This window comes from Neptuniibacter caesariensis (assembly GCF_000153345.1).
GTDB classification, from domain to species: Bacteria; Pseudomonadota; Gammaproteobacteria; order Pseudomonadales; family Balneatricaceae; genus Neptuniibacter; species Neptuniibacter caesariensis.
Genome location: NZ_CH724125.1, coordinates 2,062,053 through 2,079,916, shown reverse-complemented (window position 1 = coordinate 2,079,916; position 17,864 = coordinate 2,062,053). Strand labels below are relative to the sequence as shown.

General features: G+C 46.5%; 21 protein-coding genes. 6 read left to right on the top strand and 15 right to left on the bottom strand.

Going from position 1 to position 17,864, the window contains the following annotated elements; genetic code table 11:
* Window positions 1-165: 165 nt before the first annotated feature.
* The 5 genes from MED92_RS09660 to MED92_RS18530 form a co-directional block, all read right to left on the bottom strand.
* Window positions 166-771: a Yip1 family protein gene (locus MED92_RS09660; protein ID WP_007021347.1), complete on the bottom strand. Its 606-nt coding sequence runs from the start codon at window positions 769-771 to the stop codon at window positions 166-168.
* A 122-nt stretch (window positions 772-893) separates the two neighbouring features.
* Window positions 894-1,805 carry a heme o synthase gene (gene cyoE / locus MED92_RS09655; protein WP_007021346.1) on the bottom strand — a complete coding sequence of 304 codons (912 nt, stop codon included), beginning with the start codon at window positions 1,803-1,805 and terminating at the stop codon, window positions 894-896.
* A 1-nt stretch (window position 1,806) separates the two neighbouring features.
* Complete coding sequence (locus MED92_RS09650; protein WP_040661725.1) at window positions 1,807-2,802, bottom strand: COX15/CtaA family protein; 996 nt, start codon at window positions 2,800-2,802, stop codon at window positions 1,807-1,809.
* Window positions 2,803-2,814: 12 nt separating this feature from the next.
* The gene (locus MED92_RS09645) at window positions 2,815-3,279 is read right to left on the bottom strand and encodes a hypothetical protein (RefSeq protein WP_007021344.1); all 465 of its coding nucleotides are present in this window, start codon (window positions 3,277-3,279) and stop codon (window positions 2,815-2,817) included.
* Window positions 3,272-3,991, bottom strand: coding sequence for an SURF1 family protein (locus tag MED92_RS18530; RefSeq protein WP_007021343.1), 720 nt, complete (start codon window positions 3,989-3,991; stop codon window positions 3,272-3,274). The genes MED92_RS09645 and MED92_RS18530 overlap by 8 nt, the downstream gene beginning before the upstream one ends.
* A gap of 27 nt (window positions 3,992-4,018) precedes the next feature.
* Between MED92_RS18530 and MED92_RS09635 the strand changes: the two genes are divergently transcribed.
* Window positions 4,019-4,222, top strand: coding sequence for a twin transmembrane helix small protein (locus MED92_RS09635; RefSeq protein WP_007021342.1), 204 nt, complete (start codon window positions 4,019-4,021; stop codon window positions 4,220-4,222).
* A 5-nt stretch (window positions 4,223-4,227) separates the two neighbouring features.
* Here MED92_RS09635 and MED92_RS09630 read toward each other — a convergent pair whose 3' ends face one another.
* The 7 genes from MED92_RS09630 to MED92_RS09600 form a co-directional block, all read right to left on the bottom strand.
* Complete coding sequence (locus tag MED92_RS09630) at window positions 4,228-5,112, bottom strand: cytochrome c oxidase subunit 3 (protein WP_007021341.1); 885 nt, start codon at window positions 5,110-5,112, stop codon at window positions 4,228-4,230.
* On the bottom strand, window positions 5,109-5,672 hold the full coding sequence (locus MED92_RS09625) for a cytochrome c oxidase assembly protein (protein WP_007021340.1): 564 nt from the start codon (window positions 5,670-5,672) through the stop codon (window positions 5,109-5,111). The genes MED92_RS09630 and MED92_RS09625 overlap by 4 nt, the downstream gene beginning before the upstream one ends.
* Before the next feature lie 14 nt (window positions 5,673-5,686).
* A complete protein-coding gene (gene ctaD / locus MED92_RS09620) occupies window positions 5,687-7,261 on the bottom strand; it encodes a cytochrome c oxidase subunit I (protein WP_007021339.1) in 1,575 nt (524 codons plus the stop codon).
* 8 nt (window positions 7,262-7,269) lie between these two features.
* On the bottom strand, window positions 7,270-8,379 hold the full coding sequence (gene coxB, locus MED92_RS09615) for a cytochrome c oxidase subunit II (RefSeq protein ID WP_007021338.1): 1,110 nt from the start codon (window positions 8,377-8,379) through the stop codon (window positions 7,270-7,272).
* 204 nt (window positions 8,380-8,583) lie between these two features.
* Window positions 8,584-8,796, bottom strand: a complete 213-nt coding sequence (locus tag MED92_RS09610; protein WP_040661722.1) for a DUF2970 domain-containing protein — start codon at window positions 8,794-8,796, stop codon at window positions 8,584-8,586.
* Window positions 8,797-8,989: 193 nt separating this feature from the next.
* Complete coding sequence (pssA, locus tag MED92_RS09605) at window positions 8,990-9,745, bottom strand: CDP-diacylglycerol--serine O-phosphatidyltransferase (protein ID WP_007021336.1); 756 nt, start codon at window positions 9,743-9,745, stop codon at window positions 8,990-8,992.
* Window positions 9,746-9,820: 75 nt separating this feature from the next.
* On the bottom strand, window positions 9,821-10,576 hold the full coding sequence (locus tag MED92_RS09600) for a type 1 glutamine amidotransferase (protein ID WP_007021335.1): 756 nt from the start codon (window positions 10,574-10,576) through the stop codon (window positions 9,821-9,823).
* Between the two features lie 277 nt (window positions 10,577-10,853).
* Between MED92_RS09600 and ilvY the strand changes: the two genes are divergently transcribed.
* A complete protein-coding gene (gene ilvY, locus MED92_RS09595; protein WP_007021334.1) occupies window positions 10,854-11,726 on the top strand; it encodes an HTH-type transcriptional activator IlvY in 873 nt (290 codons plus the stop codon).
* Here ilvY and MED92_RS09590 read toward each other — a convergent pair.
* Both MED92_RS09590 and MED92_RS09585 read right to left on the bottom strand, forming a co-directional pair.
* Complete coding sequence (locus tag MED92_RS09590) at window positions 11,723-12,538, bottom strand: sterol desaturase family protein (RefSeq protein ID WP_007021333.1); 816 nt, start codon at window positions 12,536-12,538, stop codon at window positions 11,723-11,725. The genes ilvY and MED92_RS09590 overlap by 4 nt on opposite strands.
* Window positions 12,539-12,547: 9 nt before the next feature.
* Window positions 12,548-12,940: an acyl-CoA thioesterase gene (locus MED92_RS09585; protein ID WP_007021332.1), complete on the bottom strand. Its 393-nt coding sequence runs from the start codon at window positions 12,938-12,940 to the stop codon at window positions 12,548-12,550.
* 249 nt (window positions 12,941-13,189) lie between these two features.
* Between MED92_RS09585 and MED92_RS09580 the strand changes: the two genes are divergently transcribed.
* From MED92_RS09580 to MED92_RS09570, 3 genes are all read left to right on the top strand, one after another.
* A complete protein-coding gene (locus MED92_RS09580; protein WP_007021331.1) occupies window positions 13,190-14,749 on the top strand; it encodes a methyl-accepting chemotaxis protein in 1,560 nt (519 codons plus the stop codon).
* Window positions 14,750-14,818: 69 nt separating this feature from the next.
* Window positions 14,819-15,268 carry a GFA family protein gene (locus tag MED92_RS09575; protein WP_040661717.1) on the top strand — a complete coding sequence of 150 codons (450 nt, stop codon included), beginning with the start codon at window positions 14,819-14,821 and terminating at the stop codon, window positions 15,266-15,268.
* Between the two features lie 61 nt (window positions 15,269-15,329).
* Entirely contained in the window at window positions 15,330-16,070 is a 741-nt protein-coding gene (locus tag MED92_RS09570) for a DUF1223 domain-containing protein (RefSeq protein ID WP_007021329.1), read from the top strand.
* Window positions 16,071-16,149: 79 nt separating this feature from the next.
* Here MED92_RS09570 and MED92_RS09565 read toward each other — a convergent pair whose 3' ends face one another.
* Window positions 16,150-16,821, bottom strand: coding sequence for a Bax inhibitor-1/YccA family protein (locus MED92_RS09565; RefSeq protein ID WP_007021328.1), 672 nt, complete (start codon window positions 16,819-16,821; stop codon window positions 16,150-16,152).
* A 133-nt stretch (window positions 16,822-16,954) separates the two neighbouring features.
* Between MED92_RS09565 and nhaR the strand changes: the two genes are divergently transcribed.
* Window positions 16,955-17,854: a transcriptional activator NhaR gene (nhaR, locus tag MED92_RS09560; RefSeq protein ID WP_007021327.1), complete on the top strand. Its 900-nt coding sequence runs from the start codon at window positions 16,955-16,957 to the stop codon at window positions 17,852-17,854.
* Window positions 17,855-17,864 lie beyond the last annotated feature (10 nt).

Below are 17,864 nucleotides of genomic sequence, written 5' to 3'. Positions count from 1 at the left end.
CACCCCAATGTAAAAAAACTTAAAAAAACCGTAAAAAAGTGAAGAAACCGCTTAAATCGTTTAAAGAACAACCAGAGCTGATTATTTGGCGTACAAACTCAGCTCTGATACAGCCATTAGAAATAGAAAAGGCGCTTTAAAAGCGCCTTTTTCAGGTAGGTCTATTCATCCAGATATATAATTCAATGGAATCACTGTGCTCCACAAAATGACAGACGTCACAATAATACCAACCAGAGTACACAATCCTACGGTCAGGATTGAGGTCGAGAAAAGAAAGGCTCTCTCCTCAGGTATTTTCATAATGACCGGTACGCCTGTGTATAAAAGGTATACCGAGTAACAAACGGCTAATAAGCCTACACCAACGTTAAACCATAGCAACGGATAGAGCGCCGCTAATCCAGAGAGAAACATTGGCGTTGCGGTATATGTTGCAAGAGATAGGCAGTCATCAAAACTAACATCTCCCCCATAGTTTTTCTCCATCCAATGGATTGCATAGGTTATGAACCCTACCGCAACCCACATTGCGAAATAGAATGCGACAGCTGCAGGTAACGCACTCATCGTATCTAGTTTAATAAATTCACTACCGGCAATGCTCCAGCCGACCTGCGTTGTACCAATAAACATACAGATTGCTGGTATAGCAGCCAGTATGCTTATCTGCTGCAAGAATATATGCGCTGCACTGTAGTGCTCTTTACGTATCTGTCCCCACTCTTGTTTAGGGTGGTATAGAATACCCATCATATGCTGAATAAACATGATGCTTCCTCTTTGTTCGAGTGCCGCACCAGTCCTTTAGTGTGGCCTCAGTTAATTTGGACTGTCATTACTGCGTTTTCTCCCTCTCAACAGATTTCTCTAAGACGATGGCTACTTTTTATTTACGCACTTATAAGTACGTCCTGAAGGTAGTGATCTACCAGTAAAATCATAAATAGCAGCATGATGTAATTAATACTGCATAAAAATAGCTTCATGGGTATTTCAGCTATGCCACTCCATAGCTTATATACCCAATACATAAACCTGATATTTATCAGGGCCACTAAGCATAAATAGATGATTCCGCTCATACCGGTCATGAAGGGAAAGAGTGTCGTTACAACCATCAATAGGCTATACAAAGCAATTTGTATTCTTGTATATGCAATCCCATGGGTTACCGGGAGCATCGGTACATCTGCCTTCCGATAGTCATCAATTCTAGCAATGCATAGCGCCCAGAAGTGCGGCGGAGTCCAAGCGAAAATTATCAGTACTAACAGCAGAGCATTTGGTTCTATAGTTCCTGTCACTGCCGTCCAACCCAACAAAGGTGGAGCAGCCCCGGCAATGCCCCCTATTACAATGTTCTGTGGCGTCGCACGTTTTAACCATACGGTATAGATCACCGCATAGCCCATCAGGGCAGCCACAGTTAACCAAGCCGTTAGAGGATTCACCAGTATGGTCAGTATGCTGATGCCTGCGATACCAATGAGCGCCGCAAACGTTAATGCCTGCTGCGGGCTTAACTTCCCTTGCGGTAGTGGCCGTCCTTTTGTCCTGGCCATCCTCTCATCGATCTTTCTATCCATCACATGATTAATGGCAGCAGCTGAACCTGATGCCAACGCAATGCCGACTAATCCATAAAAGACCTTATCTAAAGGCGGTGCTCCTTCCACCGCTAACAACATCCCAACCGCAGCTGTAATTAACATGACAAGAACAACCTTAGGCTTACAAAGCGCTAGATAGTCTTGCCAGGCAACTCGCTGACTTGCTACAAGCAAAGAGTGTTCATTTTTCATTTCACGACACCTCTTTAACAGCAGAAGCTTTAAAGCCTATATGTAGAAGGATAAGCACCAATACCACCGCAAATCCATGATGCAGCATCGCCAGCAACGCCGGAACGGCCCATACCACATTCAATACGCCAAGTAATAACTGTGCGAATAATGTTGTGGCCAGCAATACCAGAGCGCCTGCGACCGGCTTCACTTTTCTTAATTTCACCAACAATCCAATACAAACCACTAATACTGCTAACGCCCCCAGACGGTGACCTATCTGTATCGCAGCTCTGGCTTCTATAGGAAGGTATCCACCCTGGTAGTCAGGCCCAATAACAACAGTTGGATCGAAGCCTGTTCCAAAGTCAGGCTCAATCGCTGAACCAGGATTACAACTAAGCCAGTGTTCACAAGCGGGGCCAGCGTAGTTTGAGCTAGTCCAGCCACCCGCAGCAATCTGTAAAATAAGCGCAACTAAGGCTACCTTCACGATCCGCGGATAAGATCCTGCATCACTCACTTTGCCATCATTCAACTGTTCAATTCTTTTTCGCAACACAATGAGCAGGAGTAATGTGAACATTCCCCCCAAAAGATGCAGAGTCACTACAGGTGGATAAAGCTTCAATGTCACTGTCCACATACCAAATGCTGCCTGTATGGTGACTAACATCAGAAGCAAGTAGCTGAGTAAATGCGGATATGCTCGATTATGCTTCTGTTGATATGCAATCAACGCCAAGCCGGCAATCAAAAAGCCCAAAATACCTGCCAGATATCGATGCCCCATCTCCAGATGGGTTTTTGGTAACTCAATGGGGGTCTGAGGAAACGCCTGCTGGGCCAATTCCAACTCATTAGCCTGTGATGGCATGATCATATGCCCATAACACCCAGGCCAGTCCGGGCAGCTAAGTCCAGCATCATTGATGCGTGTCCATGCCCCTAATAGCACAACGCAGAGAGCGAGCCCTGTAGCTATATTGACTGTTATCCATGCGTAGCGTTTCATTGAAGGCCCCCTCTAACCAATTCTTGAAACTTTTAACAGCTTTTTCAAATCTTTAAGGATCAATTTTGGCTGCTTATCCAGAGAGTAGCGCATTACCAGATTTCCGTTCGGGTCGACAATCCACACAGCACTGCCCAACTGCTGAAATCGTTCTTTTTCCAGTTGAGTGTCTTCTTGTGCAACGCGTAGCAATAGCACTCTTTTCCGCTCTTTACCCAAAGATTCATGCACCTTCCCCAAGCTGTGCCACCAGCTATCACAATCGTCTTGGCATTGCTGACCCGAAGTCAGAAGTAACTGCCAGCGACCACGTTGCTGATCCTGCAACTGCCAACTGTTAATATGCTTGCCGCTTAACAACTCACCTGAATGGGTACGTCCTGATGGAATACCCAATTCTGAAAAATACATCACAGCTGCCAACAGCACCGGCAAGCCACCAACCCCTATCACCAACCAGAAGCTTATTTTATTCATTGCGCTGCTCCTTAATGACTCGATACCATCCCAAGCCAATCATCACGCCAAGCGCTAACGCCATCGAAAACCACTGAAATGCATAAGCGGTATGTCTTGCTGAAGTCATCCCGGTGATTGGCCATTCGACATTTAACTCGGGCAACAACCGCTCTTTTAACTTCACTTCAAAGGGCTCAACTTTATGGCCAAGCATTTTTGAAATTAATTCCGTATTAAGACGCTGAATGACAATGGGCCAATGACTATTTTCAAGCTGCTCCGATAAGACAAATCCTCGCCCAGAATGCGTAATAGAACCGATCAACACTTGCACACCTACAGGAAAATCCACTTCAGGTAATTTCCGACGATCAGCTCCCGCCTTTACCCAGCCTGCATTGATGGCTATCGCTTCTCCATTGCTCAGTTCCAGGATTCCAATCACCTCGTATCCGACAGCACCACCTCGGGTTCGATTATCCAGTAGAAAATATCGCTGCTGATCAAACATGCCGCTAACCCGAACAGGCAAATAATCATCCACGACACTTTTCTGCATCAGCTGCCCCCATTCCATCACTTCGGCCTGCTGCAAGTTCATGAGCATCACACTTTTTTGCTCCGCCCGTCCTAACTGCCAAAAGCCCAAACCTACCAAGAGGGGCAACAGCACCAGCAAGGCAATAATAAGAAGGTACTTGAAGCCTTGAGAGCTTTGAACTTTACTCATTACATCCCCCGTGAAAAGGAGAGCACCATGTCACTAAAGTTACTGCTTCTGTTGCTGTTTGCCGCTGTTGTCATCAGTTTGTTCTCGGGGCTGTTCTTTCTAATAAAAGATCAGGGCCAAAGCCACCGGACAGTCAATTCACTATTTTTTCGTGTCTCCTTTAGTGTTTTGATCGTCGTAGTTCTTATCTATGGCTTTTATACCGGCGAAATAAGTCCTCACATGCCCTGAATGAATTAGAAGATATAAACAAAAAGGAATAACCCAACCCAGACCACATCAACAAAATGCCAATACCAGGCCACCGCCTCAAAACCAAAATGTTTCTCAGAACTGAAATGCCCTTTCATCACCCGTAACCAGATAATGATGAGCATGAGCGTCCCCAAAGTTACATGCATCCCATGAAACCCGGTGAGAATGAAGAAAGTTGCCCCATAAATCCCTGAGTTTAATGTTAAACCTAACTCGTTATAGGCCAGAACGTACTCATAGGCCTGAAAGTACAAGAACACGACACCAAGAAGAACGGTCGCTCCGAGCCAAAACACAACTCTCGACCGTTGATCTAATTTCAACGCTTTGTGCGCGAGTGTGACTGTAAAGCTGGAGGAGATAAGTAATATGGTGTTAAACAGTGGTATATGCCATGGGTCTATAATTTGTTCGGGCCCAGGGAAAGCATTCTGGTCAGGCGTAACCATGAGCGGCCATTGGGCCTGAAACCCCTCCCAAAGCATATTCGAAACGCCCTTTTCACCTTCCCCACCTAACCAGGGAACAGCCAGTGTCCTGACATAAAACAAAGCACCAAAAAACGCAATGAAGAACATCACTTCAGAAAAGATAAACCAGCTCATCCCCCACCTAAAGGAGCGATCCATCTGCGGACTGTATAACCCTTCGGCACTTTCATGAATCACATTACCGAACCAACCCAGCATGATCAGCCCCATAGCCAATGTTCCTGCCAGCAACAGCAGCATCCCAAAACCACCCCCGGCATCTGCTGAGAGGGCATTTATCAGGTTAGCGGCGCCATAGGCCATAAGAAACAACGCAATTGAAGCCAAAATCGGCCAACGGCTCTGCTCCGGGACATAATAAGATTGTGTACTCATAATGAACTCCTTCCCTGCCCAGCCAATTCAGCCTTCTGTTCAGGCGTGATATCGAACAGCGTGTAAGAGAGGGTTATCGTGTGAATATGCTCAGGAAGCTCAGGCGAGATTGATACCACCAGCGGCATCTCTTTCTCTTCCTGCCCTTTTAGTGGCTGCCTTTCAAAACAGAAACAATTTATTTTTTCCAAATAGGGTGCGGCTTCTGAGGGCGAGACCGAGGGAACAGCCTGGGCAATCATGAAGCCCTCGGTCAGATTTCTGGCCAGATAAGCCGTTTGATGCATTTCCCCTGGAGCGAGCTCAACCATTGACGATACTGGACGAAATCGCCAAGGCATCGTTTCATTGTTAACCGCAACCATTTGCAGTTTTACCTGCCGACTATGGTCAATGAATGTTGAAGGCTCAGCCTGCACCAGATCAACTTTTCCATTCAAACCGGTAATTTCACAGAAAACATCATAAAGAGGCACCAAAGCAAAACCGAAACCGAACATCATTAGCGCGCCTAAAACCAGGCCCGTAACTGTTCGATGATGCTTCGCTTGATTAGCCATCAAATCTACCTTCTTTATTTCACTTGTGGCGGCTCACTAAAACTGTGGTATGGCGCGGGGGAAGCAACCGTCCACTCCAAACCGTGGGAGCCTTCCCATACCCTGTCGCTGGCAGGCTTACTATTACGGATACAACTAATGACGTTGTAGAGGAAGATCAACTGAGAAAAGCCAAATATAAACGCCCCTACCGTCGCTATCGCGTTAAAATCTGCAAACTGCAACGCATAATCAGGAATTCGACGCGGCATGCCAGCCAAACCGATAAAATGCATAGGGAAGAAGGTAATATTTACCCCAATAAAGTTGCACCAGAAATGCACTTTCCCCATGGTTTCGTTGTAATAGTTACCGCACCATTTTGGTAGCCAGTAGTACGCTCCCGCCATGATCGCAAAGACGGCACCCGGGACGAGCACATAATGGAAATGTGCAACCACAAAATAGGTGTCATGGTACTGAAAATCCACGGGCGCTATAGCGAGCATCAAGCCTGAAAAGCCACCAATGGTAAAAAGCACCACAAACGCCAACGCAAACAGCATCGGTGTTTCGAAAGTCATCGAGCCTCTAAACATCGTTGCAACCCAATTGAAGACTTTCACCCCTGTCGGCACCGCGATAAGCATGGTCGCAAACATAAAGAATAATTCTCCGGCTAGCGGCAAACCGACGGTAAACATATGGTGCGCCCAAACCACAAAAGAGAGCACCGCAATCGAGGCCGTGGCATAAACCATAGAGGCGTATCCAAAGAGTTTCTTGCGAGCAAAGGTAGGAATGATCTCACTGACAATACCAAATGCTGGCAAGATCATGATGTACACTTCGGGATGGCCAAAGAACCAGAACACATGCTGAAAAAGGACAGGGTCACCACCACCAGCCGCGTCAAAGAAACTGGTTCCAAAATGGATATCCATAAGCATCATAGTGACTACTCCGGCCAAAACAGGCATCACCGCAATTAACAGAAACGCGGTAATTAACCAGGTCCAGACAAACAGGGGGAGTTTCATCATTGTCATGCCAGGTGCACGAAGATTTAAAATGGTCGCAATAATATTAATAGCCCCCATAATCGAGCTGATGCCCATCATATGCACGGCAAAGATAAAGAAGGTCACACTGGGAGGGGCGTAGGTCGTTGAGAGCGGCGCATAAAAAGTCCAACCAAAATTTGGTGCTCCGCCATCCATAAAGAGGGTAGAGATCATCATTGCGAAGGCAAACGGTAGAATCCAGAAACTCCAGTTATTCATCCTCGGCAAGGCCATATCTGGGGCTCCCACCATCAATGGAATCATCCAATTTGCCAATCCCACGAAAGCAGGCATCACGGCCCCGAATACCATGATCAATCCATGCATAGTGGTCATCTGATTGAAAAAATCAGGCTGAATTAACTGCAATCCAGGCTGGAATAGCTCAGCTCGAATAAGCAAAGCCATACAACCACCGGTGAGGAACATCAGAAAACTAAACCATAAATATAAAGTACCAATATCTTTGTGATTGGTGGTAAATAACCAACGGCTTATTCCGGAAGCCGGACCATGGTGGTGAGAAACTGCAACGCTCGTATTCATGGTCCCTCCTACTCTTTCAGCTCAGCAATCTGCGCGGGTGTCACCAGATCGCCTACTTTATTACCCCAGGCATTACGCTCGTAGGTAATCACTGCGGCCAGTTCAACTGCCGTTAGCTGATCCCTGAATGCCTGCATCGCCGTCCCCTGTTTCCCGTTAAGCACAACATCAATGTGCGGGCCGGGATCTCCTAATGCGATTGGGCTATTTTTCAAGCCTGGAAACACTCCGGGTATGCCTTCACCGTTAGCCTGATGGCAAGCCAAGCAGGCCTTGTTATAGACCTCTTCACCTGTTTCCATTAGTTCCGCCAATGTCCAGCTTTTCTGGGCCTCGGCGGCTTTATCCTGATCAGCCTGTTTCACTTCGGCTAACCAGGCATCAAAATCAGCTTGAGCTTTAACCTCAACCACGATGGGCATGAAGCCATGATCTTTACCGCATAATTCGGCACATTGCCCACGGTAAACCCCTGGCTCATTTACAATGGTCCATGCTTCATTAATAAAGCCTGGGATGGCATCCTTTTTCACGGCCAGATCGGGTACCCACCAGGAGTGAATAACATCATTTGCAGTTAGCAAAAAACGCACTTTTTTCCCGGCGGGGATCACAAGAGGGTTATCCACCTCCAAGAGGTAGTGCTCACCTTTAACCGCTGCATTATTGATTTGGTCACGAGGGGTAGAGAGGCTAGAGAAGAAGTCGATCTCCTCTCCCAGATATTGGTAACGCCACTTCCACTGATAGCCGGTTATCTGAATATCTAACTCAGCCTCGGTGTTATCGTACATTTTGATCAGTGTAGCGGTGGCCGGAACAGCCATGGCGATAAGAATAATGAAAGGAACGACGGTCCAGGCAATCTCAACCAGTACATTTTCATGGAAATTGTGCGCCTTAGCTCCACGGGATTTCCGGTGGTAGATCACCGACCATAACATCACCCCAAAAACCACCACGCCAATCGCCACACAGATCCAGAAAATGGTCATGTGCAGATCATAAATTTCTCGACTGACTTCAGTCACACCGCGCGGTAGATTCACTTCCCAGGCAGCCTGAGAAGCGGTAGCAAACAATAACAGCGCTGGGAAACCCAGTATTGTTTTTATCATTGCAGCCCCCTTTACTTTACACGCAAAAGAGCCTGTCAGAATCCTCTCACTAAGGGCGTTGTACTTCTTGATTCAACGTCGGTAGCGACAGGGTTCGGGCAGGCTCTCTTGCGCCTGGAATCCGTCCTATCATTTCCGACCAATCCACTTGGTTGTTATCAGCAAGTATAGCAGTGATATTTTTTTTGCAAGGAAATCGGTCGGTTATTGCGCTAGCACTAGCGCAACCAACAGATAAACCAGCCCAACAAATGACAGGGCCATCACAATTCCTAGAACAGCATAGGGCCAGAACCGGCCTGAAGCGAAATCTCTCTGATAGTTTCGCTGTGTTTGCACACCAAAGAAGGCTGCAAGCACACTTAGAAGCATGCTCCAAAGCCCCGGACTCTCGCGGTTTTCTTTTGGCGCTTTCATCAAGCACCAACCAATATGAAAGCAAAACTGATTAGCAGGATAATACTCAACGCAAACAGTACGCTGTAGGCAACTGCTTTTAAGGTAGAACACTGGCACGACAATAGTTTCATAACTAGCTCCTAAGCAAGTATGACTATTATCAGGTATAGCAGAAAAACAAACGGCCTCACAAAGGAGGCCGTTCAGATGATTAGTTGGCAGGCTTCTGTTTGGTTTTTCGCATCAGCCATAACGCAGGGCCCGAAATCGCATATACCAGGAAGAGCAACCAGAGGAAAACGGCAGGATCGATTGAGATCACCCCAACCGCTAACACAATGCCGGCCAGGATAAGGAAAGGTACTTTCTCTTTTAAACTCACATCCTTAAAACTGTAATACAAAACATTACTCACCATAAGGACACCGACCAGTGCTACATATAAAGCGATTGCATAGGCATAAGGCGCACCATCAACATTGTATTCTGTTGCAGCCCACACTAGACCTGCAACCGCGGCAGCAGCAGCTGGGCTCGGTAAGCCAATAAAGTAACGCTTATCTGTTGAGCCTATCTGAGTATTAAATCGAGCAAGTCTTAAAGCAGCCCCAGCCACATAAACAAATGCAGCAAACCAGCCAAGTTTACCTATGTCATCCAACACCCAATTAAAAACAACCAACGACGGTGCGACACCAAATGAAACCATATCCGCCAGTGAATCATACTCCGCACCAAAAGCACTCGACGTATTCGTCAAACGAGCGACACGCCCATCCAAACCATCAAGCACCATGGCCACAAAGATCGCAATGGCCGCATTCTCAAAATGGCCATTCATACTTGCCACAACGGCATAAAATCCAGAGAACAGCGCACCGGTCGTAAACAGGTTAGGTAAAAGATAGATACCACGACTACGCGGTTTAACCGGTTCCTGATTATCTTGATTCTGCGGTTCAGTCATTTCGCGTTATACATCCGTATCATTAAAAACAGCCATTCTACTGTGACCAGCGCCAGGAAGCCATGCTTCAGACGCTTAGTCCAGTAAGTGTTCCTGGTCTACCAAGATTCGGTCGACAAATTTTCCCATCAAGGCGTTAGATTGGGGTGTTTCCTGCGCATTTGCCAGAACATTGTCCAAATGATCATCCCCGTCTGTGTACTTATCTTTGTAGAAAGTGAGACGCTCCACCAAAATACGTTTATCCACTTCCGGGTGAAACTGGAAGGCCCAAAATGGCTTATCCTTCACTCGGAAAGCATGGATGCACTGTTCTGTGTAAGCTAGCGAAACACAATTTTCTGGCAGCTTATCTGCGTATTGCTTGTGCACTGACACTGCGAAAAAGCCGTCCGGCGTATCACGAAATATGGGGTCCTGCCAAACACTGTATTCGAGCGAAATGGGTACTGTTCCCATCTCGAAATCGGTTTCACGGTGTTTAATTTCACCACCCAGGGCCAGCACAGCCAATTGGAATCCAAAGCATGACGCAAACACCGGCTTGTTCGTTTCAGCACAACGGGCCAGAAGACGCTGGCAATCAGTCACAAAGGGAAATTCTTCCGGTAAGAGAACATTCGCTTCACTTGCCCCACCCACCAGCAAAGCATCATATTCATCAGCGTCTCGGTCAGAGAAAGTGGGTGTATCAAACACATTAAGCACATCGATCTGATTCAGCTGTAAACCACAGTACTCAGCAAAGCTATTAAGTTCCTCTTCACGAACCTGGCCACCGTCTCTTATCTGTAGCAACAAAACCCTTAACTGTTCTCTGTTTTTTGACATATTTATTCCAATTTATCCTTAGCGCTCTAATGACTATAAGAACATCGATTTAAGGTGACAACTAGGCTTATTATTCTTGAACAAGCAGTTCTGAAGTATCCCTTGATCTGTAGCAAACCACTTCACGCCTCAGCTTGATTAGCCAACAAGCCGTTCAACTATGCCTTTATACTCTGGAGCATTTCACCCTCAGTCATTCCCATAATTATTCACGGGTTTAAAATTCTAAAAATTCGCATAAACTATTATCTATATTTCATTTGACGCAATACTCCCTATGGATATCAAACAACTCAAACAATTTGTCCATCTCGCTGAGACCCTCCATTTTGGTAGGGCGAGTGAAGCTTCGTTTATCAGTCCATCCGCCTTAAGCCGAAGCATCAAGCAGCTCGAAGAAGAAGTGGGTACTGCGTTGTTTGAAAGGGATAACCGTAGCGTGGAGCTCACACCCGCCGGGAATGTATTTCTAAGCTATGCCCGTGACTCATTAAGCCAGTGGGATATGATCCGCAGTCAACTGATGGAACATTCAGCAGAACTGCATGGTGAAATCAGTATGTATTGCTCAGTGACAGCAAGCTACAGTTTTCTTTTTGATATCCTCAGCGAATTTCGTAGCAATTACCCTAAAATTGAAATCAAGTTACACACCGGAGATCCCGATCATGCGATCTCTCGCGTTATGTCCGGCGATGAAGACTTTGCTATCACAGCAAAGCCTGATGCAATTCCAACAGGATTAGCTTTCAAACCCATAGCAAATTCACCTTTACTGTTCATCTCACCAAAACAGAAACTGAAAGATAGTGATGCTGTTGCCCCTAACAGCCAAACCCCAATGATCCTTTCTGAGGCCGGTGTGGCCCGAAAGCGGGTCGATCGCTGGTTTAAAGAGCAAAACATGAAACCCCATATCTATGCTCAAGTGGCGGGAAATGAAGCGATCGTAAGTATGGTAAGCCTGGGCTTTGGGGTAGGGGTTGTGCCGCAAATCGTGCTGGAAAACAGCCCGCTTGCGAATACCGTCGAAATCCTGAATATCACACCTAAGCTAAAATCCTACGAGGTAGGTATTGTGACGCTGGAGAAGAAACTGAAAAGTCCTCTGGTTAGCGCCTTCTGGAGTCAGCTTAAAGAGACCATCTAGCGCTCATCCCTGAATGGAATCATCAGTATTCCATCCAGGCGGCTGGTTTGCTTTGGATTGTCCATCCCGGTAAGACCAATCTTCATACCTTTATGGCCTTCAGTGGGTTGCGCTATATACGTTTTAAAACAGCGGTCCCAGCAGGATAAAGCAAACCCATAATTACTGTCTGTTTCCCGCCGAATTCTTGAATGATGCACCCTGTGCATATCGGGTGTAACCATCAGATACCTGAGCAAGCTATCCAGGCGCCTTGGCAACTGGATATTTGAATGATTAAACATCGCAGTACCATTCAGTAATACTTCAAAGATTAGTACGGCGACTGCAGCAGGCCCTAAGAGAAAGATAACAGCCATCTTTATCAGCATAGAGAGCAATATCTCTATGGGATGGAACCGCGCACCGGTAGTGACATCATAATCCGGATCAGCATGATGAGTTTTGTGCAAACGCCACAACATGGGAACTTTGTGGAATATTACATGCTGCACATAGATCAATAGATCAAGCAGAAAGACGGCAAGAATAATTTCCAGTGGTTCAGGCAATGGCAACTGCGAAAATAGCCCCCACTGTTTCATCGAAACAAAATGGGCTACTCCTACTGCGGCGACAGGGAACACTATCTTTAACAACAAACTGTTAAAAAACACCAGAGCCAGGTTATTACTCCAGCGAAACCAACGGCTAAACAGCAGAGGACGGCAAGGGCGATAAACCTCCCACCCAGCCATCACAAGAAAGATGCCGAAAAAAAATGCCAGACGGATGGAGATTTCATTAGCTAATAGCCACTCGGTCCAGTGCATTGTCCTATTTTATCCAGAAATCAAAGCCTCAATTTCGGGCAGCACAAAAGGTCGTCCCTTTTCATTTAATGCTGTCCCAGTCACCAGCGCTTCAAGCGCAATTTTCTCATCCGACAGCCGGATCACCTTTTGCCGGAAGCCAAACTTTACCTTGCTGATTTGTTCCACTTCCACTTGAACAGCAAATCGATCACCACTGGTTAAAGAATGTTTGTAGTCCATTTCAGAGCGGATAACGACCAGATGTATTTTCTTTGTGGTCAGGTCGGCAAAATCGATGCCTTTATCCAGCAAAAATTCATGGCGTGCATGCTCAAGGTAATTAAAATATACACCGTTATTCACGATACCCTGCATATCGCATTCATAATCTCTGACCTTGAATTCCAGTTGAAATGGCATTTTGCTTTCTTACTCCGCTTTTAGATGTACTCAATGTTTGTGTACTTATTCACCGACCCATTAGTCGCAAATCACTATTTGATTTCAAGCAAATAGTCTAAACTTTGCCCGCAATGGTTTGCTCGGAAAATTTTATCACAGGCAATCCTAACTATAATTATAAAGAGACTGCTCAGATCCACAGGAGTTTCAATAAAATTGAGACCCTGAGGGCAGTTTATACAGTTCTGCTGGAAGAAGGATGCTCGCATGAAGAAAATGCCAGTTACCAACAAGGAGGTAAAGATCCCTCCTGGTCAACGGATCATATCCACAACTGATTTAAAAGGCCGCATAACCTACGTTAATCAGGTTTTCTGTGATGTATCCGGTTTTACCGAGGAAGAACTCATTGGCAAGGCACACAACGTTGTCCGCCATCCTGATGTACCACCTGCTGCCTTTGCTAACCTATGGGAATCCGTGAAAGAAGGTAAACCCTGGCGTGGCATTGTAAAAAATCGTTGTAAAAACGGCGATCACTACTGGGTCGATGCCTATGTGACTCCGCTATACGAAAAAGGCCAGAAAGTTGGTTACCAGTCTGTTCGCTTTACACCCACCACAGAGCAGGTTTCTAAAGCAGAAGCTATTTACAATGTCGCAAATGCTGGCAAAGCGGGACGCGCCCTTAAGTTAAGGTCGACTAACAATCAGACACTCGCCCTAACTGCTTTTATTTCGCTATTTGGCATGATCGGTGTGTATCTATCTGGAGCACCATTAGCTGCAATTGGTGTTATGGCTGCTACTCTACTTCTGTTAGGCGGTTGTTTTTTCCGTCTCATGCAACCCATCAGATCCTTAACCAGCATTGCCCGCAAGCGCTTCAGTAACCCGCTTATTCAGTTGATGTATTGCGACCGTCAAGATGAGTTCGGCGAAGTTGACCTTGCGCTGAAGATGAACGAAGCAAGAAATACCACGGTGTTAACCCGTCTGGGCGATGTCAGTCAAACGATTGAACAGGCGATCAATGTCACCGATAGCGCTATCCAGCAGACCAATTCAGGCATTAGCCAACAGGATAAAGAAAGCGATATGGTCGCCGCGGCTGTCCACCAAATGGCCTGTGCATCCCAGGAGATTGCATCCAATACAAGCGATATGTCTACCGCATCAGAAGGAGCTCGCACTACCACTGAAAATGGTCGGGAAGCCCTCTTTGATACGGTAAAACATATCAAGGATCTTTCCGAAGAAGTCGTTCAGGCGACCGATGCGACACTTGAATTGAAGCAATACACAGACAATATTGGTGATGTAATCACGGTCATCAACGATATCGCTGAACAGACCAACCTTCTGGCGTTGAATGCCGCTATTGAAGCGGCCAGGGCAGGAGAATCTGGTCGAGGGTTTGCGGTGGTAGCCGATGAAGTGCGAACGCTCGCTACCCGAACACAAAACTCTACCCAAGAGATTGAAGCATCAATTGATCGGGTTCAGGCTGCCGTCGATAAAACCGTTAAGATCATGTCAATTAGCCGAGATCATGCTCAACAGAGTGTAAGTGTCGCTAATCAAGCCGATGAAGCATTCCAAGAGGTACAACAATCAATTGATGGGATTTCGGATCGCTGTATTCAGATAGCGAGCAGTTCGGAGCAACAATCCTCCGTGGTAGAAGAGATTCAGCAGAATATCGTGGCTATCCGTGATTTGGCGCGCCAAAACAGTGAAGCGTCCAATGAAACAGCTGCAGCCAGTAAAGAGCTTCATGAGCTGGTTAAGCAGCTTGATTCAATGGTTACGGCTTTCGATAGCTAAGGAACCTACGAACAAGCCCACTGAGAAAGCATTAGACTTATTCGCAGGTTCCCTAACTGAGGCAAATCCATGGATGAAACAGTATTAAAAGGAAGTTGCCTGTGCGGTAGTATTACCTACGAGATACTACCGCCATTTATGGCCTTCCAGTATTGCCACTGCTCTCGATGCCGAAAAGTGACAGGGAGCGCCCACGCAAGCAATATATTAATGCCCCCAGAACAATTCCGCTGGACTCAGGGGGAAGAGATGGTGGGGCGCTATGAGCCGGCAGATGCGAAACATTTCGCAACCTGTTTCTGTAAACACTGCGGCTCCCATCTTCCATGGCTGGCACAAACCGGTAAAGCGATGGTTATACCAGCAGGCACACTGGATCAAATACCTCCATCATTTGAGCTCGTTCCAGAACAGAATTTGTTCTGGGATAGCAGGGCCACCTGGTATCAGTTCCCTCATCGACTGAACGCTTACCCTACTTTACCTGGCAAAAGCATCGCCTGTAAGCTGGCCCCCTAACAGACTGATTAATGAACTCTTTACTAGCCCGGTAGTCCCAACCTCACAGGAGGACCGAGCTATGCAATCATTAAAAACCATACTTCCCACGCTATGCTTAATCAGCGCAATGACTACGGCATCAATGCCTGTTCAAAGTGAACAGTTATTTCAACAACAAGGTCAGCCCCCTCTACTTATTGAACTATATACATCAGAAGGTTGCTCCAGCTGCCCTCCGGCAGATAACTACCTGAGCCAATTCACTTCAAAGCCTGGACTTTGGCAGCAGTTCATTCCTCTGGCATTTCATGTTGATTACTGGGACTACATCGGCTGGAAAGATCGATTTGCAAAACCTGAATTTAACAAAAGGCAATATGATTACCGCAGACAAAGGCTCCTGCGAAGCGTATATACACCCGGCTGGATGGTAAATGGCCGTGAATGGCGTGGTTTTTTCTCCAGATCATCTCTACCTGATAGGCCGCAAGCAGATGGTGGAGAATTGAAAGCCAGATTAGTGGGTGAGATGCTGGAAGTCAGTTACACGCCAAAAGCTGCCCACCAACAACTAATCGCGCATGTAGCCTTAATGGGCTTTGATCTAAGCAGTCAGGTAACAGCAGGCGAGAATCATGGCAAACAGCTAGATCACCAATTTGTTGTTTTGGAAAAGCTGCAAAAGTCGCAGCTCGAGTACAACTGGCAATTCAAAGTGGAACGCCCCGATAGCACTCATCGTCAAGCCCTCGCCATCTGGATCACAACCCCACAACTTAAACTACTTCAAGCGACAGCAAACTGGTTGAAACCGGAATAAAAAAAGGCGACCTAATCGGTCGCCTGAAAACCCCAACACGGGTTATCACAAGTGCATAGCTAAATCTAAGAGTCTGTGTTTATTCATCGCCTCCGAGGAAGCCTAGAATCTGTAACAAACTGGTAAACAAATTGTAAATCGATACATATAGGGAAACCGTTGCCATGATGTAATTGGTCTCACCTCCATGAAGGATATTGCTGGTTTCATAAAGAATGAAACCTGACATCAACAGCACGAACATTGCTGAAACCGCTAGTGCTAACGCAGGGATCTGGAAAAATACAGCTGCGAGCCCAGCAAAAAACGCCAGCAGAATACCAACCATCAAAAAGCCACCCATAAAGCTAAAGTTCTTACGGGTTGTTAACACATAGGCCGACAAGCTCAGAAAAATAAGCCCCGTCATGGCCATCGCATTCATCACAATCGTACCGCCGCCGGGCATCGACAGATAATGACCAATGATTGGCCCCAGGGTGTATCCCATGAAACCTGTGAGAGCAAACACTGAAGGCAGCCCCCATATACTATTGCGAAGCTTGGTGGTCAGAAAATACAGACCAAAGAAGCCTACTAAAGAGATGATGATGCCGGGGTGAGGCAGCTGGAGTAGTAAAGATGCACCCGCAGTGATAGCACTGAACAGCAATGTAAGGGACAACAATGCATAGGTGTTGCGTAGTACCTTATTGGACTCCAACGCCGATGTTTGCGTTTGAGTTGCAGATGATCGTATAGATGTATTCATACACCCCTCCTGGTTTCTTTTTACCAAGAACCAAAATTGGCTCTCCGGCATCAACAGTTCAAAATTTAACCGGCTACCAAAAACAATAAAACTCGATTATTCTTAAAGAAATATTCGTTTTTATCGAGCTATCATGATTAATTACAAGCACCTGCACTATTTCTGGATGGTCGCAAAAGAGGGAAGCATTGCTGCAGCGGCAGAGAGACTCAGTGTTACACCCCATACGATCAGCGCCCAACTTAGTCTTTTAGATGATTACCTGGGTTGCGCTTTATTTACCAAAGTCGGTCGACAGCTTGAGCTCACAGAAACCGGACATATGGTACTCAGTTATGCAACGGACATTTTCTCGCTGGGCGGCGAGTTAGAAGAAAGGGTGAGAAACCTGGACAAGATACGCCCTTTGGTTTTCAAAGTCGGGGTTGTTGATGTAGTACCAAAATCAATTGCTTACCACCTGCTATCACCTGCGATGGACGACATTAATAATGTCAGAATGATCTGTCACGAGGGCAATATCAATGAGCTATTAGCTGAGCTGGCACTGCATAAGCTGGATCTGGTCATCTCTGAGTCCCCTATTCCATCCGATGTCAGCGTGAACGGTTTCAGCCATAGCCTGGGCACTTGCGGTAGCAGTTTCATGGCAAGCCCTTCGGTGGCAGAACAACTTACCGGCGAATTCCCTGCAAACCTTAACGGTTCTCCAATGCTTCTCCCTAGTGAGACAACGATTGTGCGTTCGCAGTTACTGCAATGGTTTAATAAGAACCGCATCCACCCTCGGGTGGTCGGTGAGTTTGATGACAGCGCATTGATCAAAGCTTTTGCCAACGCGGGCAAGGGGATCATGGTGGTACCTACACCGATTCGAGAGGAAGTATCGCAACAACTGGGACTCGTGACCCTTGGAGAAACCAATGAGATAGTGAATAACTTCTATGCAATCTCTATTGAACGAAAGATATCCCATACTGCAGTCGAGAAAATAACTACCGCAGCCCGAGACTGGTTAGGCTCCGCAGACTAATTCGTACAAT